We start from the raw sequence: 17,959 nt of genomic DNA on the forward strand, positions 1-17,959 counted from the left end.
TCAGTCGCGGGCGAGCTGTGGTCCCCCCGCGACCGGGGCGTCGGCCGCGTCGACCGGCTCCATGTAGAAGCGCGACCGGCGGATCAGGCCGTCACGCACCGTGACGACGATGACGCCACGCAGGTCCTGCCCGGCAGCCTGGGTGTAGTGCCACTCGCCCCACACCTCGTCGCCCACCTCGACCGCGTTCGTCATCGCGATCACGATGTCCGGCGAGGTCGTGAAGATCATCTGCCAGTTCCGGCGCACCAGCTCCGGCCCCTGGAAGTCCCGGCCCGGGTGGGCCGGCCACTCGCTCACGAAGTCCGGACCGAAGCAGGCGGTCACCGCGTCGAGGTCACGGCTGTTCAGGGCGCCGATCAGGCGCTGCACCACGGGGTTGTTCATGCCGGACACGCTAGCCACGTGGTCGCGGCCCTACCTGGTCCAAGATGTACCACGCGCGGCCCGCGCCGCTCAGGCCCGGCCCGAGTGGCGGGCCAGGAACGCCGCCGCGACGTCCATGGCGCGCTCCGCCGTCGGGTCGGTGGCGTGGTGGTGCTGGAACACGTGCGCGCTGTCCGGGTACACCTCCAGCGTCACCTCGACGTCCGCGGCCGCGGCCCGGGCGGCGAGCTGCGTGCTGTCGTCGAGCAGCACCTCGGCGGTGCCCACCTGGAGCAGGAGCGGCGGCAGGCCGCGCAGGTCGGCGAGCACCGGGCTGGCCAGGGGGTTGCGGGCGGCGTCGGCGTCGGGCAGGTAGGTGGCCGCGTACCCGCGGATGTCGGCGGCGTCGAAGATCGGGTCGACGCTCTCCTTGCCGGTGAGGCTGGCGCCGGACAGCGTCAGGTCGAACCAGCCGGAGAAGGTGGCGACGGCGGCCGGCAGGGGAAGCCCGGCGTCGCGGGCGGCCAGCACGGTGGCCAGGGCGAGGCCGCCGCCCGCCGAGTCGCCCGCCAGGACGACACGCGCCGGGTCGGCGCCGGCCAGCAGGGCCCGATAGGCCGCCAGGCCGTCGTCGACGGCGGCGGGGAACGGGTGCTCGGGGGCGAGGCGGTAGTCGACCGACACGGCACGCAGCCCCGCCCGGGAGGTGAGTGCGGCGGCCAGCGGCACCCCCGTGCGCGCGTCGCCGACGACGTAGCCGCCGCCGTGCAGGTAGAGCAGTACGCCGGCGTCGTCGCCGGGCGTCAGGACGTCCAGCGCCGGGACGGTGCCGAGCGTGGTCTCGTTGACCCGGGTGCCGTCCGGCAGCGGCATCCGGCCGAACGACGTGTAGAAGGTGCGGAGCTCGGCGAGCGACGTCTGGTCCATGGTGTCCCCTCGTGCGTCAGAATAGATTCCATGGAAGCCAAACAAGATTCCGCGGAATCTATTCCGCGAGGCGCCGGGCTCGACGGCACGCAGCTGCTCGACGACCTCGTGCGGGTCGAGGTCCGGCTCTACACCCTGCTCGACGCGCGGCTGCGGGCCGCCCACGGCCACGGGCTCGGCCGGCTGGACCTGCTCCGCGCCGTCGACTCGGTGCCGCACTGCCGGGTCTCCGACGTGGTGCGGCGGCTCGGGATCACCGTGGGCGCGGCGAGCAAGGGCGTCGACCGGCAGGTCCGGGACGGCCTGGTGCGCCGGCACGCCAACCCCGAGGACGGCCGCTCCTCGTTCCTCGAGCTCACCCCCGCCGGGCGGCAGGTCCTCGACGAGGCGCTGCCCACGCTCGACCGCGAGGCCGCGCAGGTGCTGCGGGGCACCGGCGTGCCCGACGGCGACCTCGAGCACCTCGCGCACCTCCTCGCGGCGGTGCGTGGCGGCCTGGAGGCCGAGAGCGTGCGGTGAGCGGGACGGCGTCGGGCGCCGGGGTCAGGACGTGAAGAGGGGGACGACGCCTTTGATCGTCTCGAACAGGCCGTACGCCAGCGGCACGGTCACCACCAGCCACGTGACGACGAGTCGCGGCACCTGGTTCCCGACCTGCTGCGGAGGCTGCTCCGCCATGATCACACCTTCCCCTCGGCGAGCGCGCCGGCCGGGCCGGCGGGCTCGTGGAACCGCGCCGCGACAGGGCGCACCAGCGCGTTGGCCACGAACCCGACGGCCAGCACGCCCACCATGGTGAACAGCGCGGGCCGGTAGTCGGCGGCGACCAGCTCGCCCGGCGTGCCCTGCGCGTCGAGGAAACCGTTGATGATGAGCGGCCCGGCGATGCCCGCCGCGGACCACGCGGTCAGCAGCCGGCCGTGGATGGCACCCACCTGGAACGTGCCGAACAGGTCGCGCAGGTAGGCGGGCGCGGTGGCGAAGCCGCCGCCGTAGAACGAGATGATGACCGCGGCCACCAGCACGAAGATCACCGTGGAGAGGTTGCCCACCGTGGCCAGCAGCACGTAGAGGACCATGCCGACGCCCAGGTACATGACGTAGGTCGGCTTGCGGCCGATGAAGTCCGACGTCGACGACCAGACGAACCGGCCTGCCATGTTGAACAGCGACAGGAATGCCACGAAGCCCGCCGCCGTCGCCGGGGCGACCGTGGAGGTGGCGCCGTCGCGGAAGAAGTCCTGGATCATCGGCGCGGCCTGCTCCAGGATCCCGATGCCCGCCGTCACGTTGCAGAACAGCACCGTCCACAGGAACCAGAACTGCGGGGTCCTGATCGCGTTCGCCGCCGAGACGTTCGCCGTCGACACCATGGGCCTGGCCGCCACGGCGCTCGCGTCGAAACCCGCGGGCGTCCAGCCCGGCGCGGGGACCCGCACCGTGAACACGCCGAGCATCATCACCAGGAAGTACGCGATGCCCAGCGTCACGAACAGTGAGGTGACGGCGCCGCCGGAGGCCACGGACGTCGGGTCGGACGGGTCGTAGCCGCTGTCGTAGACCGCCATGAGCTGCCGGGACAGCGGGGAGGCCACCAGCGCGCCGCCGCCGAACCCCATGATCGCCATGCCCGTGGCCAGGCCCGGCCGGTCGGGGAACCACTTGATCAGCGTCGACACGGGCGAGATGTAGCCGATGCCCAGCCCGATGCCGCCGATCACGCCGTACCCGAGGTAGACCAGCCAGAGCTGCGACGTGGCGATGCCGAGCGCGCCGACGAGGAACCCCGACGCCCAGAAGCACGCCGACGTGAACATCGCCGCCCGCGGCCCGACCCGTTCCACCCAGGTACCCATCACCGCCGCCGAGAGCCCGAGCATGACGATGGCGATCGAGAAGATGACGCCGACCGCCGTCAGGCTCGTGTCGAAGTGGGCGACCAGTGCGTTCTTGTACACGCTGGTGGCATAGGCCTGGCCGATGCACAGGTGGATGGCGAGCGCCGCCGGCGGGATGAGCCACCGGCTGTAGCCGGGCCTGGCCACCGTGTGCTCGCGGTCGAGGAACGACAGCGCCACGGAGCACCTCCTCGTGCTGGGGTACCGCGGGAATGCGGTTTCACCCGTTGGGTGGTGCGCACGCTACTGGCGGCGGGTGCCCGGGTCAATGGTCCGGGCCGTGGCCGGTCGGGGTCAGTGCTGCGGGCTGCGCACGGCCGCCAGGAACAGGGGCAGACCGGTCTCCGTGTGGGCGATCCGGAGCAGGTAGGGCCGGTCGACCAGCATCCGCACGGCCTCCTCGGGCATCGCGCCGCTCGTCTCGACGCCCAGCTCGGTGACCGCGGCGGCGACCGTGCCCTCCTCGTCCAGGCGCAGGTACGCCTGCTGCATGGCCTGGCTCAGCCGCAGCGGCTCCGCGGTGGTGATCCCGGACAGGTCCGGCTCGCCGAACAGCCCGCCGAGGCCCGCCTCCTCCAGCGCGGGCGCCAGGTCCAGGACCGGCGGGCGGAGCTCCAGCGTGGGCATCGTGAGCTCGACGGACCGCGGCGACCCGCCGTCGAGCGCCCGGGTGAGGGCGTCCAGGGCGTCGGGCGTGATCTGTGCGGGGTCGGCCCCGGCGGGCGGCAGCAGCACGTCCGCGTGGAACGCCTCGGTGTAGGGCAGCCGCACGGCCGCCCAGCCGTCGCGTTCCGCGTAGGCCCAGGCCTCGGTGCCGTGCAGCATGCTGGTCGGTTGCGTCCCCGCCGGCCCCGTGAAGTCCACGTCGCGGGTCAGGTCCTCCTGGAACGGCGTCTCCCAGGGGGCCGCGAGCAGGACGGCGTTCTGCAGCACGAGCCGCAGCGCCGCGTCGGGCTCGATCGCCGACCTCTTGATCAGGCCACCGGTGTGCTCCCGCACCCACGCGTCCAGCACCGCCTTGCCGGCACCGCTGCCCAGGTCCGTGCGCTGGACACCCGCGTCGAAGGACGTCGCCAGCGCGTCCAGGTAGTCCTGCTCCACGGCCAGCCCGTCGTCGAGCACCGCCTGGTTCGCCAGGTGCAGCAGCGGCCGGTCGGGCAGCTCGTCGTCCTGCACGACGGCAGGGTCGCCGTCGTACCGGGTGAGCGCGCCCGCCAGGGCGTTGTAGGCGGTGGTGCGGTCCTCGCCTGCCGCACCCAGCGCCGCGTCGAGCGATGCCGTGGTCCGGCCGCGCGCGCCCTCGGCCAGCAGCGCCAGCGCGAACGACAGCGACGCCGGGGAGACCAGCGCGTTCTCCTCTGGCTCCTGGGTCGCGCGCAGGGCGAGCAGGCCCAGGTGCTCGGTGGCGGTCACGGCGTCGGCGCTCGCGGGCGCGTCGGCCAGGGCGACGACGGTGCGCGCGGCGTCGGAGCGCACGAGTCCCTCGTCGGCGGCGGGGCCGCACGCGGTCAGGGCGAGGACGGCGGCCAGGCCCGCCGCCGCGGCGCGGGCTGGGCGGTGCGGGACTGGGCGGTGCGCGGCGGGCTGACGCGTGGCGAGGTGGTGCGTAGATGGGCGGACAGGGCTGCTGGTCCTGGGGCGACGCTGCACTGCTTCCTCCTGGGGCCGGGGACCGGGCACGCGCACGGCCTCGCCCCGGTTATGTCCCGGCCGGCCCGGCGCTTGCGCCGCTCACGGGTCGGACGCACAGGTCAGCCAGGTGATCCGTGGGTCGGACACGGGCGGACGGATGCGACAGATGTCAGTGGTCCCGGGCACAATCTGTGCGGACCACCCGGCGTGTGCGACGCGACAAGTGAGGTAGGAAACGTTGGCAAGTATCAACCGGCGGATCGCCGAGGAGCTGGGCGTGCGGGAAGGGCAGGTGTCCGCCGCGGTCGACCTGCTCGACGGCGGCGCGACGGTGCCGTTCATCGCCCGCTACCGCAAGGAGGTCACGGGCACGCTCGACGACGCGCAGCTGCGCACGCTGGAGGAGCGGCTGCGGTACCTGCGCGAGCTGGAGGAGCGGCGGGCGGCGATCCTGGCCTCGGTCGAGGAGCAGGGCAAGCTCACGGACGAGCTGCGGGCGCAGATCATGTCGGCGGAGACCAAGTCGCGGCTGGAGGACATCTACCTCCCGTACAAGCCGAAGCGGCGTACCAAGGCGCAGATCGCGCGCGAGGCCGGCCTGGAGCCGCTCGCCGACGGCCTGCTCGGTGACCCGTCGCTGGACCCGCAGGAGGCCGCCGGGCCCTACGTCGACGCCGACAAGGGCGTGGCCGACGCCGCCGCGGCGCTCGACGGGGCCCGGGCGATCCTCGTGGAGCGCATGGGCGAGGACGCCGACCTGATCGGCACGCTGCGCGAGCGGCTGTGGCAGCGCGGGCGCATGCTCTCGGCCGTCCGCGACGGCGCGCAGGACAAGGGCGCCAAGTTCTCCGACTACTTCGAGTTCTCCGAGGCGCTGTCGAGCCTGCCCTCGCACCGCGTGCTCGCCCTGTTCCGGGGCGAGAAGGAGGACGTGCTGGACCTGACCATCGAGCCGGAGGAGGGCATCGAGCCCGGCGTGCCGACGTCGTACGAGGCGACCATCGCGCACCAGTTCGGCATCGCGAACCAGGGCCGTCCGGCCGACCGCTGGCTGACCGACACCGTCCGGTGGGCCTGGCGCACCAAGATCCTCGTGCACCTCGGTATCGACGTGCGGCTGCGGCTGCGCTCGGAGGCGGAGGACGAGGCGGTGCGCGTCTTCGCCGCCAACCTGCGCGACCTGCTGCTGGCCGCGCCGGCCGGCACGCGCGCCACGATGGGCCTCGACCCGGGGCTGCGCACGGGCGTCAAGGTCGCCGTCGTGGACGCGACCGGCAAGGTCGTGGAGCACGCGACGATCTACCCGCACGCACCCGCCAACCGGTGGGACGAGTCGCTGGCCGTGCTCGCCCGGCTGGCCACGAAGCACTCGGTCGACCTGGTGGCGATCGGCAACGGGACGGCGTCGCGCGAGACGGAGCGCCTGGCCGCCGACCTGATGAAGAAGGCGCCGGAGCTCGGCCTGACCAAGGCCGTCGTGTCGGAGGCGGGTGCGTCCGTGTACTCGGCGTCGGCGTATGCGAGCTCCGAGCTGCCGGACCTGGACGTGTCGATCCGCGGTGCCGTCTCCATCGCGCGCCGCCTGCAGGACCCGCTCGCGGAGCTCGTGAAGATCGACCCCAAGTCGATCGGCGTGGGCCAGTACCAGCACGACATCACCGAGACCAAGCTGTCGCGGTCGCTGGACGCCGTGGTCGAGGACTGCGTGAACGGCGTGGGCGTGGACCTCAACACGGCGTCGGTGCCGCTGCTGTCGCGGGTCTCGGGCATCACCTCGACGCTCGCGGAGAACATCGTCTCCTACCGGGACGCCAACGGCCCGTACGCGTCGCGGGCGGCGCTGAAGAACGTGCCGCGCCTGGGTCCCAAGGCGTTCGAGCAGTGCGCGGGCTTCCTCAAGGTCACCGGCGGCGACGAGCCGCTGGACGCGTCGTCGGTGCACCCCGAGGCGTACCCGCTGGCGCGGCGCATCGTGACGGCGTCGGGCGCGGACGTCCGGGCCCTCATCGGCAACGGCGCCGCCCTGCGGACGCTGAAGCCCACCCAGTTCGTGGACGAGACCTTCGGTCTGCCCACCGTGACCGACATCTTCGCCGAGCTGGAGAAGCCGGGCCGCGACCCGCGCCCGGCCTTCACCACGGCGTCTTTCGCCGACGGCGTCGAGACGCTGGGGGACCTGGTGCCGGGCATGGTGCTGGAGGGACAGGTCACCAACGTGGCGGCGTTCGGCGCGTTCGTGGACGTCGGGGTGCACCAGGACGGTCTGGTGCACGTCTCGGCGATGTCCAAGAACTTCGTCAGCGATCCGCGCGAGGTCGTGAAGTCCGGCGACATCGTCAAGGTGAAGGTCATGGACGTGGACCTGCAGCGCAAGCGCATCTCGCTCTCGCTGCGGCTGGACGACGAGGTCGGCGGCGGGTCGGGCACCGGGCGTTCCGGCGGGGCCGGCGGTCAGGGTGACGGTCGGCGCGGGGGCCGCCCGGGTGGCGAGGGCCGCGGCCGGGACGGTCAGGGCCGGGGCCGGGAGGGTCAGGGTCAGCGTGGCCAGGGTCAGCGCGGCCAGGGTGGCCGCGGCCGCCCCGCCCCCGCCGACACCGCGATGGCGGACGCCCTGCGCCGCGCGGGCCTGGCCTGACCCACCCGCCTGCCGGCGGTCGGGTGCCGAACGTGGGGTTGGTCGCGCTATGCGGCTCCATGAGCCGACCAGCCCTACGTGCGACGGCCCGGCCCGGCCCGGGCCAGCCCGGCCCGGGCCCGGCGCGGGCTGGGGTGGGGTGGTCTGTCGCGCGGACATCTGACGGATCCGTAAGGTCCTCGCGCCTGGCGTCCGGACCGGCGGCAGGACACCATGGCGCCATGAGTGTTTCTGAGGAGTCGTTCGACGTCGTCGTGATCGGCGGCGGGCCGGTGGGCGAGAACGCGGCCGACCGCGCCTCGCGCACGGGCCTGTCCGTCGCGCTGGTCGAGTCCGAGCTGGTGGGCGGCGAGTGCTCGTACTGGGCCTGCATGCCGTCCAAGGTGCTGCTGCGCGCGGGCGCCGTCCGTGCGCTAGCCCGGGACACGCCGGGTCTGAAGGATCCGGGTCCGCTGGACGCTGCGGCGGTCTTCGCCCGCCGCGACGAGATCACCAGCCACTGGGACGACGCCGGGCAGGTCTCGTGGGTCGAGAGCGCCGGCCTGACGCTGGTGCGTGGGCACGGCCGGCTGGCCGGCGAGCGGCTCGTCGAGGTGACGGCGCCCAAGGACAGCCCCGCCGCGGGCTTCGGGGAGGCCACCGACATCGGCGACGCGCCGGTCACCCGGCTCCTGCGGGCGCGGCACGCGGTGATCGTCGCGACGGGCAGCGTGCCCGTGCTGCCGGACGTGCCTGGCCTCGCCGAGGCCTCGCCCTGGTCGAGCCGTGAGGCGACGGCGGCCGACTCCGTGCCGGAGTCGCTCGTCGTGGTCGGCGGCGGTGTGGTGGGCGTCGAGATGGCGAACGCGTACGCGGACCTCGGTGCGCGGGTGACGCTGCTGGCCCGGGGCGGACTGCTGTCGAACGCCGAGCCGTTCGCCGGCGAGATGGTCGCGGACGCGCTGCGGGCGGCGGGCGTCGACGTCCGGCTGGGTGTCGAGCCCAGCGCGGTGCGGCGTCCGGACGTGGACGGTCCGGTGACCGTCACCCTGTCCGACGGCAGCGAGGTCACGGCGGCCGAGATCCTCGTGGCCACGGGCCGGGTCCCGCGCACGGTGGACCTGAGCCTGGACACGATCGGCCTGGACGACTCGGCGCTGGGTCGCGGCGGCGCGCTCGTCGTCGACGAGTCGATGCAGGTCACCGCGGTGTCCGAGGGCTGGTTGTACGCCTGCGGCGACGTGACGGGCCGAGCGCCGACCACGCACCAGGGCAAGTATCAGGCGCGGGTCGTCGGCGACGTGGTGGCCGCGCGCTTCGGCACGGAGACGGGCGACCGTGCCCCGACCAGCGGCGTGCCGGCCCCCGGCGTGGGGCAGGAGGCCGAGCCCTGGTCGCGGTACGCCGCGACCGCTGACCGGGCGGCGCGGGTCCAGGTGGTCTTCACGCAGCCGCAGGTCGGCTGGGTGGGCCCGACGGAGCGGGAGGCGCGGTCGGCGGGGATCCCCGTCGAGGCCGTGTCGTACGACCTGGCCTGGGTGGCGGGCGCCAGCGTGGAGTCGCCCGGGTACGCCGGCCGGGCCCAGGTGCTGGTCGACACGCAGCGCCGGGTCCTGGTCGGCGCCACCTTCGTGGGGCCCGACGCCGGCGAGATGCTGCACGCGGCGACCATCGCCGTCGTCGGGGAGGTGCCGCTGGACCGGCTGTGGCACGCCGTCCCGGCTTACCCGACGGTCAGCGAGGTCTGGCTCCGCTTCCTGGAGTCCTACGGCCTGTGAGCACGCGATGAGTGCTGGATATTCGCCCTTCTGATGCCCCAGACAGGGCGAATATCCAGCACTCAACGGGTCACTCGGAGGGGGTCAGGGAGCCGTCCGAGCTGAAGACCAGGCCGAGGGTGATCTCGCCCTGCTGGAGCGCCGTCTTGGTCAGCGGGCCACCCGCGTCGAGCGCGGTGAACTCCGCGAACTCCAGGCCGTAGGTCTCCTCCAGACCCGGCTGGCAGAACGGGCGCTCGGTGCACTCCGGCGGGCCGCCGAGCACCAGGCCGCCGCAGGTCTCGGCGAGCTCGCTGAGTGTGCTGACGCCGTGCTCGTCGGCGAAGGCCTTGGTCACGGCGAACGCGTTCTGGTCCTGCGCGGGGGAGGGCTCGCCGAACACGAGGCCGACCTCCTCGCCCAGTCCGGTGAGTCCCTCGACCGTCGCGTCGAGGTCGCTGCTGGCGACCGGCTCGGCGTCGGCGCCGTTGACGTTCTTGTTGATGAACTCGGTCAGCGTGCCCACGTACTCGGGGATCACCTGGACCTGCTTGCCGTCCTCCAGCGCCGGGAGGTAGGCCTCGCGGTTGCCGATGGTGGTCACCTCGGCCTCGTACCCGGCGGCGTTCAGCACCGTCGCGTAGATGGTGCCGAGCGTGGCGCTCTCCGCGAAGTCGGCGGCGCCGACCACGATCTTGCCGGAGCCGCTCTGCTCGGGGCTGTCCAGCCCGGCGTCGGCGACGAACTCCTCGGCGACCTCCTGGGAGGTGCGCCGGTCGACGTCGACGGCCTTGTTCAGGCCGATGAGGGTGTCGGTGTCGAGCGCCGCGGACACCGAGTCGAGCAGCGGCACCAGGGTGTCGTCGCCCTCGATCGCGGCCGCGTTGACGGCCGGGATGATGTTGTCGACGGTCTGGAGCTGCTGGTCGTCCTCCAGCACCACCAGCTCGTCGCCCGGGACCGCTTCGCAGGCGGCGAGGCTGCTGCCGCCGTCCGTCGGGGTGCTGCCACCCCCGCCCCCGGCGGAGCCCGGTTCGCCGCAGGCGGTCAGGAACGCGAGGGAGACGACGGCTGCCGCGGCGCCGAGAGCGCGGGGCACGGACAGAGATCTACGGGCGAGCTTCATCGAAAGTCTCCGAGTGTGTGTGGCGTACAACTGTTCTACGGCTTCGATCGGTCCCATTCGACCCCGGCTAGCGGTCGATGGCAAGGGATAAACCCGCTCGTGAGAATGTCGTTACATCCTCGGTCCCGGTCAGGCCGCCCCGGCGCGCAGCGGTGCGGGCGTGGCCAGCCGCTGCCCGACGGCGAGGACCCCGTCGATCAGCAGGCACAGCACCGCCACGAGCACGCCGCCGGCGAGCACCTCGCCGTACCGCTGGGTGCCCATGCCGAACGAGATGATCTTGCCCATCCCGCCGCCGCCCACGAGTGCCGCGAGCGGGATGGTCGCGACCACCTGCACGATGGTGGTGCGCAGCCCGGCGGCCACGAGCGTGGTGGCCAGCGGCAGCTCGACCTGCGTCAGGATGCGTGCGCCGCTCATGCCCATGCCGCGTGCGGCGTCCCGGGCGTCGGGGTCCGCGCCGCGCACGCCCTCGTAGGTGTTGACCAGCAGCACCGGGACGGCGAAGAACGCGGCGGCGATCACGGTCGCGGTGTTGCCGAACAGGCCCGTGGAGGCGAGCAGGAGGATGATGCCGAGGGTCGGCAGCGCGCGGGAGGCGTTGGTGAGCCAGACGACGAGGCCCGCCCCGCGACCGCTGTGCCCCAGCCAGGCACCGAGGGGGATCGAGAACGCGGCGGCGATCGCCACGGCGACGACGGTCATCAGCAGGTGCTCGCCGGCCAGGTCGAGGATGCCGCCGGGCTCTGTCCAGGTCAGGGGGTCGTTGAGCCAGACGAGGGCCTCGCCGACGACACCGGTGGGGGCGCTCATGCGGTCCTCCTGCGCAGCCACGGGGTCAGGGCCCGCCCGGCCGCCCATAGGGCGAGGTCGAGCACGAGGGCGAGCAGGATGGTCGCGAGCGTCGCGGTCATGATCTCGGCGCGGTAGAAGTTGTTCCGGAAGCCCTGGAACATGATCTGCCCCAGCCCGCCGTACCCGACGACGACGCCGACGGTCACGAGCGCGACGGACGACACCGTCGCGAGCCGCAGGCCGGCGATGATGCTGGGCAGTGCGCTGGGCATCGCCACCTGCACGAGCAGTCGCCCGGGTCCGTAGCCGAGGCCGCGGGCGGCGTCGACCACCGCGGGGTCCACGGTGGAGAGCCCGGCGACGGTGTTGCGCAGGATGACGAGCAGCGCGTAGACGACGAGGCCGATCAGCACGGGTGTGCGCCCGATGCCGAGCAGCGGCGCGAGGATGCCGAACAGCGCCAGCGAGGGGATCGTGTACAGGACGGCCGCGGTGCCGAGCACGGGCCCGGCCAGCCACCGGGTCCGGTAGACCAGCGCACCGAGCGGGATGGCGATGGCCGCGGAGATCGCGACCGCCTCGATCGTCACGCCGGCGTGCTCGACGGTGCGCTGCCAGAGCGCCGGAGCGTTGTCGACCACGTACGACCAGGAGAACCACGGGTTACCGGGCATGGCTAAGAACCTACCGTGCGAATCACCCGGTAGGTTCGAGGCATGGCTGCCCGCACAGTGATCGAGCTCGACACCGTCCGCAAGGCGTACGCGGACGGCACCGTCGCCGTCGAAGGACTGAGCCTCGCCGTGCGCGAGCACGAGGTGCTCGCCCTGGTCGGCCCGTCCGGCTGCGGCAAGTCGACCACGTTGCGCATGGTGAACCGTCTGGTGGAGCCGACGTCGGGGCGCATCCTGCTCGACGGCGAGGACGTCACCGACGCCGACCCGGTGCAGCTGCGCCGCCGCATCGGCTACGTGATCCAGAACGTCGGGCTGTTCCCGCACCGCACCGTCGAGGCGAACATCGCCACCGTGCCCGGGCTGCTGGGCTGGGACCGTCGCCGGACGCGGGCCCGGGTCGCGGAGCTGCTGGACCTCGTGGGGCTGCCCGCCGCCACCTACGCCAGGCGGTACCCGCACGAGCTCTCCGGCGGCGAGCGGCAGCGCATCGGGGTGGCGCGTGCGCTCGCCACCGACCCGCCCGTGCTGCTCATGGACGAGCCGTTCGGTGCCGTCGACCCCGAGTTCCGGCGGCACCTCCAGACGGAGTTCCAGCGGATCCAGCGGGAGACGGGCACGACGGTGATCCTCGTCACGCACGACATCGACGAGGCGGCGCGCCTCGGCGACCGCATCGCCGTCCTGTCCCGGGGCGGCCACCTCGAACAGGTCGCGAGCCCGCTCGCGGTGCTGGCGCACCCGGCCTCGGACCGCGTGCGGGACTTCATCGGGGACGGCTCGGCGTCGCGCATGCTGGCGCTGGCCCGCGTGCAGACCGCCGACCTGGAGGACGCGGACCGGATCGTGCAGCCCGCGCCCGACCCCGTGCGGTTGGGCGCCCGGCTGACCGACGCCTTCGAGGCGGTCGCGGCGCTGCCCGGTTCCGCCATGGGGCGGGTGCCGGTCGTGGGGGAGACGGGCGACGTCGTCGGCTCGCTGACCGCCGACGGGATCCTCGGCGCGCTGCGCCGTGCCGCGGACGCCGCGGCGTCGGACCCGGGTGTGCACGACGCCGCTGTGGCCGACGCCGCTTCCTGAGCCCGGGACCTGACGGGCGGCCCGGCGATAGTCTCGGGGCGTGACGAACGCACGCGTAGCCCTCGCGACCTGCTCCCAGCTTCCTGACCTCGACAAGGACGACGTCCCGCTCATCGCCGCACTGGGCGCGCGCGGCGTCACGGCCGAACCCGCCGTGTGGGACGACCCGGCCGTCGACTGGCAGGCGTACGACCTCGTGCTCGTCCGCTCCACGTGGGACTACTCGCCGCGCCACGACGAGTTCGTGGCCTGGGCGCGGTCCCTGCCGAAGGTGGCCAACTCCGCCGCCGTGATCGAGTGGAACACCGACAAGCGGTACCTGCGCGACCTGGAGGCCGCCGGGGTACCCGTCATCCCCACGATCTGGCTCGACCCCGCGCGGCACCTGTCCAAGCGCGCGGTGCACACCCGCATGCCGGCGTTCGGCGACTTCGTGGTCAAGCCCGTGGTCAGCGCCGGGGCCCAGAACACCGGCCGCTACCAGCCGGTGTCGGCCCAGTCGCGCGGCAAGGCCATCGCGCACGCCACCCGGCTGCTCGACGACGGCCGCTGGGTGATGATCCAGCCCTACGTCACCTCGGTCGACACGACGGGCGAGACCTGCCTCGTGTTCGTCGACGGCGAGCTCACGCACGCCGTCCGCAAGAACGCCCTGCTCACGGGACCCGCCGAGGACTCCGGCGAGCTGTACGCGCAGGAGGAGATGGCGGCGTTCGAGGCCACGCCGGCCCAGATCGAGGTGGCCCGCCGAGCGCTCGACGTCGCTCGGCAGGCCACGGGCGCCGAGCTCACCTATGCCCGGGTCGACCTCGTCTCGGGGGAGGACGACCTGCCCATGGTCATCGAGCTGGAGCTCACCGAGCCGTCGCTGTGGATGAAGTACGGCACGGGTGTCGAGGACAAGCTCGCGGACGCGGTGGTCCGGCTCCTGGGGTGAGCGGCTCCGGGTAGTGAGTCACCGCCCGGTCCTGGGTGAACCTGCCCCGCGGAGGTGGGTTGCGCTGAGTAGACAACGTCTACACGGAGCAACCCACCTCCGCGGGGCACCTTGCGTGGGGCCGGGTCGGCAGCGTCCGCGGGGCCACGTGCCGGGGTGAGGTGCGCAGTGCGGCCGGGCGTGCCGGGGTGAGGTGCGCAGCGTGGCCGGGCACCCCGGGCAGAAGAAGGCGCCCTCGCGGCAGAAGAAAAAGCGGCAGGTCCGGAGCATTTCTGCTCCGGACCTGCCGTCTCATGGGGTGAGCGACGGGACTTGAACCCGCGGCCCTCGCGACCACAACGCGATGCTCTACCAGCTGAGCTACGCCCACCATGTGCGCCGGTCCTGGACCGGGCGACCGTCGAAAAGCATACATGGTCGGAAGCCACGGACCGAACTCAAAACTACGGGGCGAGCTGCTTCGTGACGGAGGTCTCTGCGACGCGGGCCGCGGCGGCGCGTGCGGTGGCCGTGTCCGGGCCCGGCTGGGCCGGGAACAGGACCTCGCGGTAGTAGCGGAGCTCGTCGATCGACTCGAGGATGTCGGCCAGCGCGCGGTGCCCGCCGTCCTTCTTGGGGGAGGCGAAGTACACGCGCGGGTACCAGCGCCGGGAGAGCTCCTTGATCGACGAGACGTCGATGATCCGGTAGTGGAGGTACTCCACGAGCTCCGGCATGTGCAGGTCGAGGAACGACTTGTCCGTGCCCACCGAGTTGCCGGCCAGCGGCGCCTTGCCGGGCTCGGGCACCCACTGGCGGATGTAGGCCAGGATCTGCTCCTGCGCCTCCTGGAGCGTGAGCCCGCCGTCGAGCTCGTCGAGCAGGCCCGACGTCGTGTGCATGGTGCGCACGAAGTCGCCCATCTGGGCCAGGGCCTCGGCCGGGGGCTTGACCAGGACGTCGACACCGGTGCCGAGAACGTTGAGCTCGGAGTCCGTGACGATCGCCGCGACCTCGACGAGCGCGTCGACCCGGAGGTCCAGGCCCGTCATCTCGCAGTCGATCCAGACGATGCGCTCGTTGGGGTTGGGAAGGCTCACGCCCCCACCTTATTCGCTCCCGCGGAACGGCGGTGCCGCGGCTGCGATGCGGCGTCCGCGCGACGGGGCGCTCCGGGGTCCGGGTACGTGGGGTCACCGGCCCAGGACGCAGGATGGCCCTCCCGCGGGGCCGGAGAGGCCGGCCGAGGAAGGGCCAGGTGCGTCGACGGCGCCCGGGCTGCGGGCGGTGTCGAGGTCGGGGTCAGATCAGGCGGAAGCGCTTGTGACGCTTGCTGGTGCGGCGCTCGGGGCGCTCGCGCAGGGCGCGCTCCTGCGCGCCGGCGATCTCCGCGCGGCGGGCGACCTCGGCAACCTGTGCACGGCCGATGTAGTAGGCGGAATGGGCATCCATGACTGCGGTCCTTCCAGGGGTGGGGAGAGGTGACGGGCACAGCGGGCGTGCTCCGGCCGGGTCGCGGCCGATGCTCCTCATTGTTTCCGTCGTGTTACATCATCCCTGATGGCGGAAATACCGCGCAACCCGGACAGTGGTGATCTGCGGCACCTTTGCGCAGGTCAGCGGCTGCTCGGCGTCGTCCCGGGCGCAAAGAACGAAGCAGAGCGTGTGTCGGACACACGCTCTGCTTCGGGGATGTCGCCGGCGCCGGACGTCGGAGGTGCTCCGACGGGCGCCCTGCGGATCATGCGGACCGCACGCGCAGGGCGGCTGCCGGTGCGCGGGTGTCGATCCGGTGTGCGGCACGGGCCTGGGCCCTGCGTCGCTTCTGCTCCTCACGGAGCCTGCGGTTGCGCCGATGCTCCTCGGCGTCCTGGAGGCGCTCCCGGTGAAGGGTCTGCGCCAGGTCGTACTCGGTGTGCACGTGAGTGCCTTTCGTGACGCTGGATGCCGGTGTCCCGGCATGAGGTCTGGCCGGACCTCGTCCACCGCCCGGTACGGACCGGACGGACGCCACCGCGGTGTGCCCTGAGCCTCCCAGCGCGGGTGGGTGGGACGCACGTCTTTTTCCAGGCCGCGTCGGGGGCAGCATCGCTAAAGATTCCTTGCGCAAGGAACCTTTAGCGTTCTAGCCTCTCGGCATGCCCCTGCAGAAGCAGCCCAGGACCCCGGGCTTCACGAGACCCACGTCGCCCGACGACGTGGTGATCTCGCAGACCGAGGCCATCAAGGCCATGACACACCCCCTGCGGCTGCGGCTCCTGGGACTGTTCGACCCGGGGACCGAGCTCACCGCCACGCAGTGCGCCGAACGAACCGGGGAGTCGGTGGCGAGCTGTTCGTTCCACCTGCGCCAGCTCGAGAAGTACGGGCACGTCGAGCGGGCTGAACCGCGCGGCAAGGAGCGGCCGTGGCGTGCGGTGATGCGTGGGTACAGCGTGCGCCCTGACCACACCGATCCGGAGTCGTGGCCTGCGGCGCAGGCGTTCGGCAGCATGTTCGTCGCCGAGCAGTTCGCCGCCCTCCAGCGCTGGCTCGCCGACGCCGGCCGCGACGACCCGGCGTGGGTGTACGCCACCACTCAGACCCATCAGGAGTACTGGGTGACCCGCGACGAGCTCGACGACCTGTCCCGGCGGCTGGAGGAGCTCACCGCACCGTTCCGCGGACGCGCGGAGGATCCGGGCAGGCGTCCGCCCGGGGTGCGCCGGGCGCATCTGTTCGGCGCCGTCTGGTCCGAGATCCCCGACCCGGAGGACGAGGACACGTGACCACCACCGAACCCGCCGCCCCCGGCGATGAAGCCGCAGCGGGCGCCGTCGTGCCGGTGGATCCCGCACGGCACCTGCGGACGCCGCTCTTCCGCACGCTCGTGGTGGGCTGGACGCTGGCGAACGTCGCGGACTCCCTGCTCACACTCCTCATGGCGGTCTGGGTCGCGGACCTGACCGGCAGCGCGGCGCTGGGCGGGATGACCTTCGCGCTGCTGGGCCTGCCCGCGCTCGCCTCGCCGTTCCTGGGCCATCTGGCCGACCGGGTGTCCCGCCGGCGCATGCTCGTGCTCGCCTACGTGACGGGTGCGCTCGGCCTGGTGCCCCTGTTCTGGGTGACGCGGCCCGACCAGGTCTGGGTCGTGTTCGCGTCCACGCTCGTGTACTCCGCGGTGGCGTACGTGACGGGCGCCTGCCAGTCGGGCATCCTCAAGGATCTGCTGCCCGACGAGGCGCTCGGGCACGCGAACGGGCGCCTCTCGATGATCGACCAGGTGCTCCGCGTCGCCCTGCCGGTGCTCGGTGCTGCGGTCTACGCCCTCGTGGGCGTGGTGCCCCTGGTCGCCGTGGCGATCGCCGGGTTCGTCGGGGCGGCACTGGTGTTCCTGCTCGTGCGGATCACGGAGTCCCGGTACGGCGACGAGCCGGGCGAGGCCTACCTCGCGGCGATCACCGCCGGCTTCCGGCACCTGTTCAGGACCCAGCCGCTGGGCGCCATGACCTGGAACGCGGTGATCGTCTTCGCGTCCGTCGGCCTCGTGAACGCCGTCGTCTTCGCCGTGCTCGACGGGCTGGGGCTGCCTGCGGCCTGGCTCGGCCCGGTCACGGTGCTGCAGGGTGTGTGCGGTTTCGTGGCCGGTGCGCTCACGCCGCGGTTGATGCTCCGGCTGGGGCGGCCCCGTGTCTACGCCCTGGGCATCCTTGCCTCGGGCGTGGCGCTGGTGCCGCTCATGTTCGGCTCGGTGGTGCTCGCCGTCGCCGGCCAGGCTCTGCTCGGGTTCGGCGTGACGGCGGCTGTGATCGCGTGGGTCACCGAGCGTCAGGTCCGTACGCCTGACCGGCTCCAGGGTCGGGTCGCGGCGGCCGGCCACCTGCTCAACAACCTGCCCGGCACTGCGGTGACGGCGCTCGGCGCGGGGCTGCTCGCGGTCGTGGACTACCGGCTGCTGGTGCTGGCGAACGCGATCGTGGTGATCGCCGCGGGGATGGCGGCGCTGCGGCTTCGCGAGGCTGGCTCTGCGCCGGATTCGGGCGGGGCGCCGGATCAGGAGGGGACGCGGGGCACGCGCGCCGACCGGGTGGGGTGACGGTCCGAAAGGTGCGCTTCTACCCAGTCATCAGGCCCAGCACTCGGGTGGATTCTGGGCGCAATGACTGGGTAGAAGCGCACTTCTGGGGTGCGGCGG

General features: G+C 72.9%; 18 protein-coding genes and 1 tRNA gene. 7 read left to right on the plus strand and 12 right to left on the minus strand.

The features are described 5' to 3' along the window. Both ACIBBF_RS00495 and ACIBBF_RS00500 read right to left on the minus strand, forming a co-directional pair. Nucleotides 1-387: a nuclear transport factor 2 family protein gene (locus tag ACIBBF_RS00495; RefSeq protein WP_397409373.1), complete on the minus strand. Its 387-nt coding sequence runs from the start codon at nt 385-387 to the stop codon at nt 1-3. Between the two features lie 69 nt (nt 388-456). After that, nucleotides 457-1,293, minus strand: a complete 837-nt coding sequence (locus ACIBBF_RS00500; RefSeq protein ID WP_397409375.1) for an alpha/beta hydrolase — start codon at nt 1,291-1,293, stop codon at nt 457-459. A gap of 30 nt (nt 1,294-1,323) precedes the next feature. On the opposite strand from ACIBBF_RS00500, the gene ACIBBF_RS00505 reads away from it, so the two are divergent. After that, nucleotides 1,324-1,812: a MarR family winged helix-turn-helix transcriptional regulator gene (locus ACIBBF_RS00505; RefSeq protein ID WP_397409377.1), complete on the plus strand. Its 489-nt coding sequence runs from the start codon at nt 1,324-1,326 to the stop codon at nt 1,810-1,812. Nucleotides 1,813-1,836: 24 nt separating this feature from the next. Here ACIBBF_RS00505 and ACIBBF_RS00510 read toward each other — a convergent pair whose 3' ends face one another. The 3 genes from ACIBBF_RS00510 to ACIBBF_RS00520 all read right to left on the minus strand — a co-directional run bounded on the left by ACIBBF_RS00510 (nt 1,837) and on the right by ACIBBF_RS00520 (nt 4,841). Further along, nucleotides 1,837-1,971 carry a hypothetical protein gene (locus ACIBBF_RS00510; protein WP_397409379.1) on the minus strand — a complete coding sequence of 45 codons (135 nt, stop codon included), beginning with the start codon at nt 1,969-1,971 and terminating at the stop codon, nt 1,837-1,839. 2 nt (nt 1,972-1,973) lie between these two features. Further along, the gene (locus ACIBBF_RS00515; protein ID WP_397410653.1) at nt 1,974-3,365 is read right to left on the minus strand and encodes an OFA family MFS transporter; all 1,392 of its coding nucleotides are present in this window, start codon (nt 3,363-3,365) and stop codon (nt 1,974-1,976) included. A gap of 120 nt (nt 3,366-3,485) precedes the next feature. Next, nucleotides 3,486-4,841, minus strand: coding sequence for a serpin family protein (locus ACIBBF_RS00520; protein WP_397409381.1), 1,356 nt, complete (start codon nt 4,839-4,841; stop codon nt 3,486-3,488). 220 nt (nt 4,842-5,061) lie between these two features. Here ACIBBF_RS00520 and ACIBBF_RS00525 point away from each other — a divergent pair, with 220 nt between their 5' ends. Beyond that, nucleotides 5,062-7,458, plus strand: a complete 2,397-nt coding sequence (locus tag ACIBBF_RS00525; RefSeq protein ID WP_397409383.1) for a Tex family protein — start codon at nt 5,062-5,064, stop codon at nt 7,456-7,458. Between the two features lie 221 nt (nt 7,459-7,679). Then, entirely contained in the window at nt 7,680-9,215 is a 1,536-nt protein-coding gene (locus ACIBBF_RS00530; protein WP_397409385.1) for a dihydrolipoyl dehydrogenase family protein, read from the plus strand. A gap of 70 nt (nt 9,216-9,285) precedes the next feature. Here the strand turns inward: ACIBBF_RS00530 and ACIBBF_RS00535 are convergent, their stop codons facing one another. From ACIBBF_RS00535 to ACIBBF_RS00545, 3 genes are all read right to left on the minus strand, one after another. Next, nucleotides 9,286-10,293, minus strand: a complete 1,008-nt coding sequence (locus ACIBBF_RS00535; RefSeq protein ID WP_397409387.1) for a glycine betaine ABC transporter substrate-binding protein — start codon at nt 10,291-10,293, stop codon at nt 9,286-9,288. A gap of 156 nt (nt 10,294-10,449) precedes the next feature. Continuing rightward, nucleotides 10,450-11,133 carry an ABC transporter permease gene (locus ACIBBF_RS00540; RefSeq protein ID WP_397409389.1) on the minus strand — a complete coding sequence of 228 codons (684 nt, stop codon included), beginning with the start codon at nt 11,131-11,133 and terminating at the stop codon, nt 10,450-10,452. Next, nucleotides 11,130-11,789 (minus strand): ABC transporter permease, encoded by a 660-nt coding sequence (locus ACIBBF_RS00545; protein ID WP_397409391.1) that lies wholly within the window; start codon nt 11,787-11,789, stop codon nt 11,130-11,132. Before ACIBBF_RS00545 ends, ACIBBF_RS00540 begins: the two co-directional genes overlap by 4 nt. Before the next feature lie 42 nt (nt 11,790-11,831). On the opposite strand from ACIBBF_RS00545, the gene ACIBBF_RS00550 reads away from it, so the two are divergent. Together ACIBBF_RS00550 and ACIBBF_RS00555 are read left to right on the plus strand one after the other, a co-directional pair. Then, nucleotides 11,832-12,869, plus strand: a complete 1,038-nt coding sequence (locus ACIBBF_RS00550; RefSeq protein WP_397409393.1) for an ABC transporter ATP-binding protein — start codon at nt 11,832-11,834, stop codon at nt 12,867-12,869. A gap of 40 nt (nt 12,870-12,909) precedes the next feature. Further along, nucleotides 12,910-13,806, plus strand: a complete 897-nt coding sequence (locus tag ACIBBF_RS00555) for a RimK family alpha-L-glutamate ligase (protein ID WP_397409395.1) — start codon at nt 12,910-12,912, stop codon at nt 13,804-13,806. A 294-nt stretch (nt 13,807-14,100) separates the two neighbouring features. Here ACIBBF_RS00555 and ACIBBF_RS00560 read toward each other — a convergent pair. The 4 genes from ACIBBF_RS00560 to ACIBBF_RS00575 form a co-directional block, all read right to left on the minus strand. Then, nucleotides 14,101-14,176: transfer RNA gene (locus ACIBBF_RS00560), tRNA-His, on the minus strand. Nucleotides 14,177-14,249: 73 nt separating this feature from the next. Continuing rightward, nucleotides 14,250-14,885, minus strand: a complete 636-nt coding sequence (orn, locus tag ACIBBF_RS00565; RefSeq protein ID WP_397409397.1) for an oligoribonuclease — start codon at nt 14,883-14,885, stop codon at nt 14,250-14,252. 202 nt (nt 14,886-15,087) lie between these two features. After that, entirely contained in the window at nt 15,088-15,237 is a 150-nt protein-coding gene (locus ACIBBF_RS00570) for a hypothetical protein (RefSeq protein WP_397409399.1), read from the minus strand. 289 nt (nt 15,238-15,526) lie between these two features. After that, complete coding sequence (locus ACIBBF_RS00575; protein WP_397409401.1) at nt 15,527-15,706, minus strand: hypothetical protein; 180 nt, start codon at nt 15,704-15,706, stop codon at nt 15,527-15,529. A gap of 217 nt (nt 15,707-15,923) precedes the next feature. Between ACIBBF_RS00575 and ACIBBF_RS00580 the strand changes: the two genes are divergently transcribed. Together ACIBBF_RS00580 and ACIBBF_RS00585 are read left to right on the plus strand one after the other, a co-directional pair. Continuing rightward, a complete protein-coding gene (locus ACIBBF_RS00580; RefSeq protein ID WP_397409403.1) occupies nt 15,924-16,553 on the plus strand; it encodes an ArsR/SmtB family transcription factor in 630 nt (209 codons plus the stop codon). Next, nucleotides 16,550-17,860 carry an MFS transporter gene (locus tag ACIBBF_RS00585; RefSeq protein WP_397409405.1) on the plus strand — a complete coding sequence of 437 codons (1,311 nt, stop codon included), beginning with the start codon at nt 16,550-16,552 and terminating at the stop codon, nt 17,858-17,860. Before ACIBBF_RS00580 ends, ACIBBF_RS00585 begins: the two co-directional genes overlap by 4 nt. Nucleotides 17,861-17,959: the final 99 nt, after the last annotated feature.

The sequence above is a fragment of the Promicromonospora sp. NPDC050880 genome (genome assembly GCF_044456525.1).
Classification (GTDB): Bacteria; Actinomycetota; Actinomycetes; order Actinomycetales; family Cellulomonadaceae; genus Promicromonospora.